At 69.6% G+C, this 11,957-nt stretch carries 12 protein-coding genes; 4 read left to right on the top strand and 8 right to left on the bottom strand.

The features are described from left to right. The first annotated feature begins 96 nt into the window (after window positions 1-96). The 3 genes from trxB (at window position 97) to ACFXKZ_RS25590 (ending at window position 2,859) form a co-directional block, all read left to right on the top strand. Window positions 97-1,044, top strand: coding sequence for a thioredoxin-disulfide reductase (gene trxB, locus ACFXKZ_RS25600; RefSeq protein WP_380003316.1), 948 nt, complete (start codon window positions 97-99; stop codon window positions 1,042-1,044). Window positions 1,045-1,108: 64 nt separating this feature from the next. Continuing rightward, window positions 1,109-1,435, top strand: coding sequence for a thioredoxin (gene trxA, locus ACFXKZ_RS25595; RefSeq protein ID WP_380003315.1), 327 nt, complete (start codon window positions 1,109-1,111; stop codon window positions 1,433-1,435). 245 nt (window positions 1,436-1,680) lie between these two features. After that, entirely contained in the window at window positions 1,681-2,859 is a 1,179-nt protein-coding gene (locus ACFXKZ_RS25590; protein WP_380003314.1) for an N-acetylmuramoyl-L-alanine amidase, read from the top strand. Window positions 2,860-3,341: 482 nt separating this feature from the next. On the opposite strand, the gene ACFXKZ_RS25585 is transcribed toward ACFXKZ_RS25590, so the two are convergent. The 8 genes from ACFXKZ_RS25585 to rpmH form a co-directional block, all read right to left on the bottom strand. Beyond that, entirely contained in the window at window positions 3,342-4,508 is a 1,167-nt protein-coding gene (locus ACFXKZ_RS25585) for a ParB/RepB/Spo0J family partition protein (RefSeq protein ID WP_380003313.1), read from the bottom strand. Next, a complete protein-coding gene (locus ACFXKZ_RS25580; RefSeq protein ID WP_246126980.1) occupies window positions 4,505-5,437 on the bottom strand; it encodes a ParA family protein in 933 nt (310 codons plus the stop codon). The genes ACFXKZ_RS25585 and ACFXKZ_RS25580 overlap by 4 nt, the downstream gene beginning before the upstream one ends. A gap of 273 nt (window positions 5,438-5,710) precedes the next feature. Continuing rightward, window positions 5,711-6,463: a 16S rRNA (guanine(527)-N(7))-methyltransferase RsmG gene (gene rsmG / locus ACFXKZ_RS25575; protein ID WP_380003531.1), complete on the bottom strand. Its 753-nt coding sequence runs from the start codon at window positions 6,461-6,463 to the stop codon at window positions 5,711-5,713. 82 nt (window positions 6,464-6,545) lie between these two features. Continuing rightward, window positions 6,546-7,097: a protein jag gene (locus ACFXKZ_RS25570; protein ID WP_371863052.1), complete on the bottom strand. Its 552-nt coding sequence runs from the start codon at window positions 7,095-7,097 to the stop codon at window positions 6,546-6,548. A 68-nt stretch (window positions 7,098-7,165) separates the two neighbouring features. Next, window positions 7,166-8,332, bottom strand: a complete 1,167-nt coding sequence (yidC, locus tag ACFXKZ_RS25565; RefSeq protein WP_380003312.1) for a membrane protein insertase YidC — start codon at window positions 8,330-8,332, stop codon at window positions 7,166-7,168. A gap of 2 nt (window positions 8,333-8,334) precedes the next feature. Then, window positions 8,335-8,679 (bottom strand): membrane protein insertion efficiency factor YidD, encoded by a 345-nt coding sequence (gene yidD, locus ACFXKZ_RS25560; protein ID WP_380003311.1) that lies wholly within the window; start codon window positions 8,677-8,679, stop codon window positions 8,335-8,337. Next, window positions 8,676-9,179 carry a ribonuclease P protein component gene (gene rnpA, locus ACFXKZ_RS25555; protein WP_126640258.1) on the bottom strand — a complete coding sequence of 168 codons (504 nt, stop codon included), beginning with the start codon at window positions 9,177-9,179 and terminating at the stop codon, window positions 8,676-8,678. The genes yidD and rnpA overlap by 4 nt, the downstream gene beginning before the upstream one ends. A gap of 16 nt (window positions 9,180-9,195) precedes the next feature. Next, a complete protein-coding gene (gene rpmH / locus ACFXKZ_RS25550; protein ID WP_010849920.1) occupies window positions 9,196-9,333 on the bottom strand; it encodes a 50S ribosomal protein L34 in 138 nt (45 codons plus the stop codon). Between the two features lie 351 nt (window positions 9,334-9,684). Here rpmH and dnaA point away from each other — a divergent pair, with 351 nt between their 5' ends. Beyond that, window positions 9,685-11,649 (top strand): chromosomal replication initiator protein DnaA, encoded by a 1,965-nt coding sequence (dnaA, locus tag ACFXKZ_RS25545; RefSeq protein ID WP_380003310.1) that lies wholly within the window; start codon window positions 9,685-9,687, stop codon window positions 11,647-11,649. Window positions 11,650-11,957: the final 308 nt, after the last annotated feature.

The following is an 11,957-nucleotide window of genomic DNA, read 5'->3' as shown; positions in this document are numbered from 1 at the left end:
AGACACCGCATCTCTCGGGGCGCGGGTTTCGCAGACCCGCACAGCCGACGCCGACCACCGGCACGAGGCTCGACAAGGAACCAGGGAAGGCTCAGCGTGAGCGACGTCCGCAACGTGATCATCATCGGATCCGGTCCGACCGGGTACACGGCCGCCGTCTACGCAGCGCGCGCGGACCTGAAGCCGTTGGTCTTCGAAGGCGCCGTCACCGCGGGCGGGGCGCTGATGAACACCACCGAGGTCGAGAACTTCCCCGGCTGGCCGGACGGCATCATGGGTCCGGACCTGATGGACAACATGCGCAAGCAGGCCGAGCGTTTCGGCGCCGAGCTGGTGCCGGACGACATCGTCGCCGTCGACCTCGCGGGCGACGTCAAGACGGTCACCGACAGCGCGGGCACCGTACACAAGGCGCGCGCGGTGATCCTGGCGACCGGGTCCGCCTACCGCAAGCTCTCCCTCCCCAACGAGGACGCGCTGTCCGGCCGCGGTGTGTCCTGGTGCGCCACCTGCGACGGCTTCTTCTTCCGCGACCAGGACATCGCGGTGGTCGGCGGCGGCGACTCGGCGATCGAGGAGGCCACGTTCCTGTCCCGCTTCGCCCGCTCGGTGACGGTGATCCACCGCCGCGACGAACTGCGCGCGAGCAAGGCGATGCAGCATCGGGCGTTCGCGAACGAGAAGATCTCGTTCGCCTGGAACAGCGAGGTCGCCGAGATCCGGGGCGACGGCAAGCTCAGCGGCGTGCAGCTGCGCGACACCGTCACCGGCGAGCTGCGCGACCTGGCGGTCACCGGCCTGTTCATCGCGGTCGGCCACGACCCGCGCACCGAGCTGGTGCGCGGCCAGATCGACCTCGACGACGAGGGCTACATCAAGGTCGACGCGCCGACCACGCGGACCAACCTCACCGGCGTCTTCGCGGCGGGCGACGTCGTGGACCACACCTACCGCCAGGCGATCACCGCGGCCGGCACCGGCTGCGCGGCCGCCCTGGACGCCGAGCACTACCTCGCCTCGCTCGCCGACGGCGCGAGCGCCTGACCCGCGCCCGCACCCCGTCGTCCGTCCTTCATCCGTCCCACCCCAGCACACCGAGGAGCAACCCATGGCAGGGGCCACCACCACAGTCACCGACAAGACCTTCGACACAGACGTCCTGATGAGCGACAAGCCCGTGCTCGTCGACTTCTGGGCCGAGTGGTGCGGCCCCTGCCGCCAGATCGCCCCGGCGCTCGAGCAGATCGCGGCGGAGAACGGCGACAAGCTCTCCGTGGCGAAGCTGAACATCGACGAGAACCCGGAGATCACCACCCGCTACGGCGTGCTGTCGATCCCGACCCTGCACGTGTTCCAGGGCGGCGAGATCGTCAAGACGATCGTCGGCGCCAAGCCGAAGGCGGCGCTTCTGCGGGAGCTCGACGGGCTCATCTGAGTCGATCGCATCGGCCGTGCGCAAAGGGCGCTTCCCGGAACCGGGGAGCGCCCTTCGCGCGTGTCAGGGCGTACCGGCCGGCGACGACGACCGGGCCACGCGCCGCGCACCGCCGGACCGCGCGCCCGACCCGCCCCGGCGCGAGGTGTGGAATCGAGGCCCCCGGACCCCCGCTCCGGTACGGGAAGGACCGGATGCGCGCGTACGATCGAGTGTTGCGTCAAAACTCGGGAGGACTTCTTTCCATGACCATGCAGCGGCGGTACCGACGCGGTGACACCGGCCCCGCAGTGGCCGAGATCAGGTCCAAACTGGTGCTGCTCGGCCTCCTGCCCGCCGGTGCCCCAAGGCCGACCGACACCGGCGGTCCGGACGGCCTCGGCGGCTACGCGGACGCGGTGTTCGACGACTCCGTGGACCTCGCCGTTCGGCACTTCCAGCAGCAGCGCGCGATGACCGTGGACGGCGTCGTCGGCCCGGAGACCTACCGTCACCTCGACGAGGCACGGTGGCGCCTCGGCGACCGCATGTTGTCCTACTCGGCCGGCCACCCCACCGTCGGGGACGATGTGGCCACCCTCCAGCAGCGGTTGCTCGACATGGGCTTCGACTGCGGCCGGGTGGACGGCATTCTGGGCCCGGCCACCGAGCGCGCCCTGCGCGAATTCCAACGCAACTACGGACTCGGCGCGGACGGTACATGCGGACCGGCCACGTTCCGAGCCCTCGACCGGCTCGCGCGCACGGTCGTCGGCGGCCAACCGCACGCGATGCGCGAGTCCGAACTGCTGCACCGCTCCGGCCCGTCGCTGGCCGGCAAGACCGTGGTGATCGACCCGGGCCACGGCGGCGCGGACGCCGGCGTGGTCGCACACGGGCTGACCGAGGCCGAGGTGATGTGGGACCTGGCCCGGCGCCTGGAGGGCCGCCTGTCCGCCCTGGGCGTGCGCGCCTACCTCACCCGCGGGCCGGCCGAGGACGGCATCGGCGAGGAGGAGCGGGCGGCCTTCGCCAACGCCACCGACGCCGATCTCGTGATATCCCTGCACGCGGATCGCAACGACAGCCCGCGTGCCGCCGGGGTGGCGTGCTACTACTACGGCAGTGGCAGCGACCGGTACGGGCGACGCTCGCCCACCGGGGAGCACTTCGCGAGCCTGGTCCAGCGCGAACTCGTGGCGCGTACCGGCATGGTGGACGGCCGCACCCACGGCAAGGCGTGGACACTGCTGCGGCGCACCCGGATGCCCGCCGTGCGCATCGAGATGGGCTACCTCACCAACGTGGACGACGCGGCCCGGCTGGCCTCCTCGGAATTCCGCGACCACGCCGCCGAATCGGTCGTCGTGGCCCTCCAACGGCTCTACCTGCCGCCGGACGAGGACGTGCCCACGGGGATGTTGCGGCTGCCCGTCTTCACCTGACCGTCCGCGCCGAAGCGGGCGGCGGACGATCACCACACACCGGATCGATCCCTTTCCCGACCTGCTTCCGCGCCCCCACCGATCGCGGCTACCCGCCCGGCCGTGCCCGGGCGGTCCGATCCGCCGGGCCGTTTCGATCCACCGGCCACCGTGAGCCCTGCGGCAGCGCATGGACCGGGATCGCGGGACCCGCGGGCGTCCACGGCGACGGACCGGGCACCCGAGACCGCGGCGAGCCACCGAGCAGGCCGCCGACGAACCCGCCGACGGCGCCCACGCCCAGACCCGCCAGGATCCAGCGCTTCGACCTCATCGTCCCTCCAGGGGTGCGGACAGGTTTCACGTGAAACATCGGCACGCCGCGATCTCCGGCGGCGGCGCGTTTCACGTGAAACACAAGCAAGGAAGGGGCCCGCGGTCAACGACCGCGGGCCCCTTCCCACCCTCCTTTGCCGAGCCGCTACGGGCCCATGGCGATGCCGCTACGGGACGAGCACCGAAGTCTCCGCGTCGTCCGTGTCGTTCGCGGCGGCCGACGTCGCCTCGGCTCCCGCCTCCTGCGCCGACGCCGTGACACCGGCCGCCGCCGCGCCGCGAGCCCGCCCGGCCTGGCTCGGCACCTCCCGCTCGGCGAGCTGCTTGGCGAACTGGTCACCCTCGCCGGGCGCCATCGAGGCGAGAATGCGCTCCAGGTCCTCGACCGAGGCGAACTCGACGACGATCTTGCCCTTCTTCGGACCGAGCACCACCTTCACCTCGGTCTCGAACCGGTCCTTGAGCCGATCCGCGAGATGGTTCAGCGCGGGCGCCACGATCGCGCCCGGACGCGGCTTCTGCGGCTTCGGTTTCGCCGCCGGTTCCTGGTTGTTGATCGTGCGCGCGATCTCCTCGACCGTACGCACCGTCATGCCCTCGGCGATGATCCGCTTCGACAGCTTGATCAGCTCGTCGGGCCGATCCAGCAGGGCCAGCAACGCACGCGCGTGCCCGGCGAGCAACGTGCCCGCCGCCACCTTGGTGCGCACCTCCATCGGCAGCCGCAGCAGCCGCATCGTGTTGCTCAGATGCGAACGCGAACGACCGATACGATCCGCCAGCTCCTCCTGCTTGCACCGGAACTCCTCCAGCAACTGCTGGTAGGCCAGTGCCTCTTCGAGCGGGTTCAGCTCGGCGCGGTGCAGGTTCTCCAAGAGCGCGTCGAGCAGCATCTTGTCGTCGTTGGTCACCCGCACGATCGCCGGGATGCGGGTCAGCCCGGCGATCCGGGAGGCCCGCAACCGGCGCTCGCCCATCACCAGTTCGTAGCTGCCCTCGTTGGTCGAGCGCACCACGACCGGCTGGAGGACACCCACCTCCCGGATCGACTGCACCAGTTCGGCCAGCGCGTCCTCGTCGAACACCTCACGCGGCTGCCGCGGGTTCGGCTCGATCAGATCGACGAGCAGTTCGGCGTACAGCGCGGCCGGCGGAGCCGGTTCGGTCTTCGGCGCATCCTGCAACGGCACCGAGGTCGGCGACAGGGCCGACTCGTCCGTCGCTATCTCCGCCATCTTCCGCAAGGTCGCCGCGGCGGAGGAGGACGGCTTCAACGGCCGGGCCGGGATGAGCGATTCGAGCCCCTTGCCCAATCCCCTGCGTTGTCCGCTCATACTTCCTCCTTCGCCTTCGCCACACCGCGCAGCGCCATCTCCCGAGCCGCTTCAAGATACGACAACGCTCCGGTGGACCCCGGGTCGTAGGTCATCACGGTCTGCCCGTAGCTGGGCGCCTCGGAGATGCGGACCGAACGCGGGATCGCGGTGGGCAACACCTCGTCCGGGAAGTGGTCGCGCACCTCCTGGGCCACCTGCGAGGCCAACCGGGTCCGGGCGTCGTACATCGTCAGCAGAATCGTCGAGACGCCGAGGTTCGGGTTCAGGTGTGCGCGGACCAGTTCCACGTTGCGCAACAACTGGCCCAGCCCCTCCAGCGCGTAGTACTCGCACTGGATCGGGATGACCACCTCGGCGCCCGCCACGAGCGCGTTCACCGTCAGCAGCCCGAGCGAGGGCGGGCAGTCGATCAGGATGTAGTCCAGCGGCTGCTCGTAGGCGGCGATCGCACGTTGCAACCGGCTCTCCCGAGCGACCAACGAGACGAGTTCGATCTCGGCCCCGGCGAGGTCGATCGTGGCCGGGGCACAAAACAGTCCCTCGACGTCGCGCACGGGCTGCACGACCTCGGCCAGATCGCGACCCTCGACCAGCACCTCGTAGATCGACGGCGTGCCGGCGTGATGGTCCACCCCGAGCGCGGTGGAGGCGTTGCCCTGGGGGTCGAGGTCTATCACCAGCACGCGCGCGCCGTGCATCGCCAGCGCGGCCGCGAGGTTCACGGTCGACGTGGTCTTGCCGACGCCGCCCTTTTGGTTCGCGACCACCATGACGCGGGTGCGCTCGGGGCGGGGCAACCCCTCCGAGGCGCGCCCCATCGTCTCCACGGCCTGTCTGGCCGCGCGGGCGATCGGGGTGTCTTCGATACCGGGCGCCTCTGTTTCACGTGAAACGTCGACGGCGGCACCCACACGGGGCGCCGGCATCGAGGCTGTCGGATACTCGGACGGCAACGGTCCACTCTCCTCTCCTGCCGCGGCGACATGGGAACTCGGGCCGACGGAATGACCACGCACTGCGGCGGCACCCTCAGAGGGTGTCACGTTCCGGCGCGCCTCAGGTGAGTAGAAGCGTTTCCACGGAAGGCGTTTCACGTGAAACACGATCCCGGGTGCGGTCGGGGGACGGCGTTCACGACACACCCCGAGCGGGCAGGAACGGCGTTTCAGCCGTCCGGCCCAACCCGTGGGCGAGTTCGCCTACTTGGCGGGGCGCCGCCGGGCCGGCTTGGCGGTTCGGCGCGCCTTGGCCGCCTTCGACTCCTTGGGCGCGACGGTGCCGATCCGTACCCGCACGACGGTGGTCAGCGGATCCACGATCCCGGCACCCGCGTGCGCGACCGCCCACGACACTGCGCCGAGTTTGCGCAGATCCGCCTCCGACTCCAGCAGTTCGTCGGCGGCCGAGTCGCCCTTGAGCGCCAACATCTCGCCGCCGGAGGCGAGCAGGGGCAGCCCCCATCCGGCGAGCTTGGCCAGCGGCGCCACCGCGCGCGCGGTGACCACGTCGGCCCAGGTACGCCCGCGCACCTCCTCGGCACGGCCGCGCAGCACCCGTACGTTGTCCAGGCCCAGTTCGTCGACCACCTCGTCGAGGAACGTGGTGCGCCGCAGCAGCGGCTCGACGAGGGTGATCCGCAGGTCCGGACGGACCAGGGCGAGCGGAATGCCGGGCAGGCCCCCGCCCGAGCCGACGTCGTGCACGATCGCGTTCTCCGCGATCAATTCGGCGACCACCCCGCAGTTGAGCAGGTGCCGCTCCCAGAGCCGGCCGACCTCACGCGGACCGACCATGCCGCGGCGCACGCCAGGGCCGGCCAGCATGTCGGCATAGCGGATCGCGCGGTCGAGGTTGGCCCCGAAGAGCCGCCCTGCCGCTTCCGGAGCCTCGGGCGCGCGTTCGTCCGCCGGCGGGTCGGGGGTCGTGTCGTCCTGACGTTTCACGTGGAACATCATCCCAAGAACGGCGCCGGCCCCACCTGTGGTGCAGGTGGGGCCGGCGCGACGGTTGGCGGAAACGGATCCGGGGATCCGATCAGGCGGGCAGGACGACGACGCAGCGATTGGGCTCCTCGCCCTCCGACTCGCTGCGCAGTCCGGCCTCCGCGACGGTGTCGTGCACGACCTTGCGCTCGAACGGAGTCATCGGCTCGAGCTTGAGCGAGGTACCCGCGGCCTTGACCCGTTCCACCGCTTCACCGGCGATCCGCGCCAGGTTCGCCCGCTTGGCGGCACGGAACCCGTCCACGTCCAGCATCAGCCGGCTGCGCTCGCCCGTCTCCCGGTGCACCGCGAGTCGGGTCAGCTCCTGAAGGGCCTCCAGGACCTCACCGTCACGACCGACGAGGCGCTTGAGGTCGGCGCCGGAGGATTCGCTCTCCTCGCCCGCGATCACCGAGACCGACGCGCGCCCGCCCTCGACGTCCATGTCGATGTCGCCGTCGAGGTCGGCGATGTCGAGCAGGGCCTCCAGGTAGTCCGCGGCGATCTCACCCTCCTGTTCCAGACGGCTGATCTCCTCCGCGGTGAGCGTGATCCGACGCGACGCGGCGGGTGAGTCGACGGCGGGGGTCGTGCCTTCCGTCACAGGGGAACTCCTTTGTGGACGAGTGAGCGAGTCGTGGGGGTGGGCGGCGGCCGGCCCGTCGAGGGCGGTCACTTCTTCCTCGGGTGCTTCCGGCCCTGGGTCGGCCGGCGCTGACCGGCGTTGCGCGCACCGGAGTGCGGCGTCCGCGCGGTCGAGCCCTTGACCGCGCCGTTCGACCTGGCGGGTGTACCCGAGCCGTTGCGCGTCGCGGTGTCGGCGTCGGCGGTCTCCTCGGCGTCGGCACCGGCCGCCTCCGCCTCGTCCCGGGCCCGAGCCTTGCGCTGCGACTTGGTCAGTCGGGTGGGCTGCTGGCGCCGGGCGGCCTGGGCCTTGATCTCGGCCTGCTGGGCGTCGTACTCGGCCTGGTCCATCAGCTTGCCGTCGGGCAGCAGCACCTTGCCCTGCTTGCGCGCCTTCTCCGCCAGCTTCTCCTGCCGCACCTTGAACGCCGGGCTGCCGGGGGTGGGGTTGCGGTTGATCACGAACAGCTGCTGACCCATCGTCCACACGTTCGTGGTGAGCCAGTAGACGAGCACACCGACGGGGAAGTTGATGCCGAAGACCGCGAACATGATCGGGAACGCGTACATCATCAGCTTCTGCTGCTTCGCGAACGGGTTGCCCACGAGCGAAGCGGGGTCGGTGTTCTTCGTCATCAGCTGACGCTGGGTGAAGAACTGCGACCCGGACATCAGGATGATCATCACGACCGTGACGATGCGCACCGTGGTGAGGTCGGCCCCGAGGCTGGCGATCTTGGCCGCCGAGTCGGTGAACTTGGCGGCGATCGGCGCGCCGAAGATGTGCGCCTGCTGGGCGCTGTTCACCAGGTCGCGGTCGATGACGCCGACCGTCTTGTTCTGCGACACCCGCTGGAGCACGTGGAACAGGGCGAAGAAGAACGGCGACTGCACCAGGATCGGAAGGCAGCTCGAGAGCGGGTTGGTGCCCGTCTCCTTGTAGAGCTTCATCATTTCCTGGGACTGCCGCTCGCGGTCGTCCTTGTACCGCTTCTGGACTTCCTTGATGCGCGGCTGCAGCGCCTGGAGTCCACGGGTCGCCTTGATCTGCTTCACGAAGAGCGGGATCAGGCAGATCCGGATGACGACCACGAGGCAGACGATGGACAGCCCCCACGACCAGCCGCTGTTCTCGCCGAAGATCGGGCTGAACAACGAGTGGAATTGGACGATGATCCACGAGACGGCGGTATATAGGGGGTTAAGAATCCCCACGGTCAAGCTCCTCGGGCGGTGGTGTTCGCACCGGGCGCGGGCTCGGTACGGCCGGTGCTGGACGTCTGCTGCCGCTCCTGCGGCTCCGACTCCGAGCGCGACTTCCGCTCGGGAAGTCGCCACGGTCGGCGTGTGCGCGGCGGCACAGGATCGACACCGCCAGAGTTCCAGGGGTTGCAGCGCAGGATGCGCCACACGGTGAGGTAGGTGCCCTTGACGGCACCGTGCACGGACATCGCCTCATACCCATAATGCGAGCACGACGGGTAGAAGCGACACACCGGCCCCAGCATCGGGCTGATCGTCCACTGATAGACCCGAATGAACCCCATGAACAGGTACTTCACGCCGTCGCTCCCGGCTTGGCCGCGGGCCCATCCGCTCGAACCGCGACGGGGCGCCCGGCCCGGCCCAGGAGCCGGTCGAACGCTGCGTCCAGATCCCGTGCCAGGTCGGAATGGTCCGCCTGGGCTGCGGGTGGCAATGCCCGTACCACGACCAGGCTACCTGCCGGGAGCAGGGCCATCCGATCGCGTATGAGGTGGCGTAGCCGACGCTTGACGACGTTACGGACAACAGCGGGGCCGACGGCCTTGCTCACGACGAAACCCGCACGCGGTGGTGGAGCGTGCTCCACTTCCGCGTGCGGGTCCTCTGCCACAGATTGGCGCAGGGTGTCCGGCTCGGACGGCTGCGCGGTCGCCGGGGTGTGCGTGGGCGCGCCGAGCCCGCTCGTCTCCTGGCGATGCAGGTGGACGACCAGGCTCGGACGGCCGGCTCGACGCCCGCGGCGAACCGCGATCGCGAAGTCCTCGCGCCGCCTCAGCCGGTTATCGGCAGGCAGCACGGAGAGATCCGCGAACTCAGGCGGAAAGCTCCGCGCGGCCCTTGCGGCGACGGGCAGCAAGGATGGCGCGACCGGCACGGGTGCGCATGCGCAGCCGGAACCCGTGGGTCTTCGCCCGGCGACGGTTGTTCGGCTGGAAGGTGCGCTTGCTCACTCGGGGGCTCCAGGATTTGAATCGTGGGCCGGCAGAAAAGACCGCCGGCCACCACCGTACGTCCGCATCGACATGATCTCGGACATGCGGCAGCGGTCGTCAGACAACTAGACCGGCCCACGGTACGTACCAACAGGGGACGGGGTCAAATGGGGGATCCGGGGCACGTCGCCCACCTGCGGAAACGCCCCGTCGGGCAGGCTGTGCACAGGCTGTGGACAACGGCTTGAGCGGGTGGATGGCCGCCACTACCGTGAACTGGTGGAGTCGGACCGGAGCGCTCGCTCCCGGGGTCCGGGACACTGGGAGCCCTCCCGAGACCTGCGTCGATGCAATGAAAGAGCGTGCACTGTGGCTGACATCACCAGCGACCTCGCCGCAGTCTGGGCACGGTTCCTGGAACGACTGGCCACCGACGACTCGGTCACGGCCAAGGACAAGGGATGGCTCCAGCGCACCCAGCCGCTGACCCTCTTCTCCGACACCGCACTGCTCGCGGTGCCGAACGAGTTCGCCAAGGAAGTGCTGGAGACCCGGCTCCGCCAGGTGGTGACGGACGCGCTGAGCCACGGTTTCGGGCGGCCGATCCGCTTCGCGGTCAGCGTCGAGCCGGGCGCGGGCGAGCCGGAGCAGGTGCCCGAGCGGCACGAGCGCTCGCCCCGGCACGACGACTACAACCCCGGCCCGTACGGGCGTCCCGCCTACGGCGACCGCTACGGCCGCGACGGCTACCCCCAGGAGCCCTACCCGCAGGAGCCGTACGGCCAGCAGTCGTATCGCCAGGACCGCGACCCGTACGCCGAGCCGCAGTACCAGCAGGACTACCCGCACGAGCGCTACGCGCCCGGACCGTATCGGGACCAGCGTGATCCCCGCGAGCCGCGTGATCCCCGGGAGGCGCGCGAGGGCCGGGACGGTCGGGATCCGCGTGATCGCGACCACCGGGACGCCCGCGATCCGCGCGATTCCCGTGATCAATACGGATATGGCGGCGGGCCGGGCGGCTCGTCCGACCATCCGGGAATCCCGCCGTCCGACGGAACGCTCTTCGCCGATCGCGAAGACCTGTTCGGGGCACCCGGCTTTTCCACACCCTCCGTCCACAGCTTTGTGGATAATTCGACACATCAATCCGGCGACAGAGAGCCGGTTTCGGGCGCCCCGCAGCCGCCGCAGCAGTCGCCGCCCCACCAGCCGCCCTCGGTCCCGCCGGCCGACGTGCCCGGGAATCGGCCGCTGCGGCTGGCCCGGCCGGGCACCGGTCGCGAGCACGGGGTGGTCGAGCACGAGCCCGCCGCGCGGCTGAACCCCAAGTACCTGTTCGAGACGTTCGTCATCGGCTCCAGCAACCGCTTCGCGCACGCGGCGGCGGTGGCCGTGGCCGAGGCGCCCGCGAAGGCGTACAACCCGCTGTTCATCTACGGCGAGTCGGGGCTGGGCAAGACCCACCTGCTGCACGCGATCGGGCACTACGCGAAAAGCCTGTATCCGGGCACCCGGGTGCGCTACGTGAGCTCGGAGGAATTCACCAACGAGTTCATCAACTCGATCCGCGACGGCAAGGCCGACGGCTTCCGCCGACGTTATCGAGATGTCGACGTTCTGCTGGTGGACGACATCCAATTCCTGGAGACCAAGGAGCAGACCCAGGAGGAGTTCTTCCACACCTTCAATACGCTCCACAACGCGAACAAGCAGATCGTCATCTCGTCGGACCGGCCGCCCAAACAGCTGGTAACCCTGGAGGATCGACTGCGCAATCGTTTCGAGTGGGGGCTGTTGACCGACGTCCAGCCGCCCGAATTGGAGACTCGGATCGCGATCCTGCGCAAGAAGGCGATCCAGGAGGGGTTGAACGCGCCGCCGGACGTGCTGGAGTACATCGCCAGCAAGATCTCCCGGAACATCCGCGAGCTGGAGGGCGCACTGATCCGGGTGACCGCGTTCGCGAGCCTGAACCGGCAGCCGGTGGACCTGCAGCTGACCGAGATCGTGCTCAAGGACCTGATTCCGGACAGCGCGGGGCCCGAGATCACGGCGACCACGATCATGGCGCACACCGCGGCCTACTTCGGGTTGTCCGTCGAGGACCTGTGCGGCACCTCGCGCAGCCGGGTGCTGGTAACCGCGCGCCAGATCGCCATGTATCTGTGCCGCGAGCTGACCGATCTGTCGTTGCCGAAGATCGGCGCCCAGTTCGGCGGGCGCGACCACACCACCGTGATGCACGCCGACCGCAAGATCCGCTCGCTGATGGCCGAGCGGCGGTCGATCTACAACCAGGTGACCGAGTTGACGAACCGGATCAAGAGCTGATTCGAGCCCCGATCACCCGCTCGGGCCGGCCGGCGTTCCCTTTTCGGGGCGCCGGCCTTCGCGTGTGTGATGTGACCTTCATCTCATCGGCTCCGATGAGGGCGAGTTATCCACCGATCGGCACCGAGTCGGGCATCCACACCATGGGGACGACCTGTTTACCGTCGAGTTCCCCACAATGGCTGCGAGAACCTGGGGAAAACCCCGGCGAGCCGGCAGGTCAGGTTCCTGTGGTGATGTGGAGCGGAGTCCTCCACAGACTGTGGATAACTTTCCCGTGCCACACCGTCCATCGTCGCGTTGTCCGG

The organism is Embleya sp. NPDC059237, assembly GCF_042754105.1.
Lineage (GTDB): Bacteria > Actinomycetota > Actinomycetes > Streptomycetales > Streptomycetaceae > Embleya.
Note: the sequence above shows the minus strand (reverse complement) of the source record. Positions and strands in the feature narration are given on the sequence as shown.

What these genes read in the sequence shown, in the direction of transcription:
- rsmG (WP_380003531.1), bottom strand. Translation starts at nt 6,463, where the DNA reads ATGTTCCACGTGAAACGTCAGGACGACACGACCCCCGACCCGCCGGCG.
- ACFXKZ_RS25580 (WP_246126980.1), bottom strand. Translation starts at nt 5,437, where the DNA reads ATGCCGGCGCCCCGTGTGGGTGCCGCCGTCGACGTTTCACGTGAAACA.
- ACFXKZ_RS25585 (WP_380003313.1), bottom strand. Translation starts at nt 4,508, where the DNA reads ATGAGCGGACAACGCAGGGGATTGGGCAAGGGGCTCGAATCGCTCATC.
- trxA (WP_380003315.1), top strand. Translation starts at nt 1,109, where the DNA reads ATGGCAGGGGCCACCACCACAGTCACCGACAAGACCTTCGACACAGAC.
- ACFXKZ_RS25590 (WP_380003314.1), top strand. Translation starts at nt 1,681, where the DNA reads ATGACCATGCAGCGGCGGTACCGACGCGGTGACACCGGCCCCGCAGTG.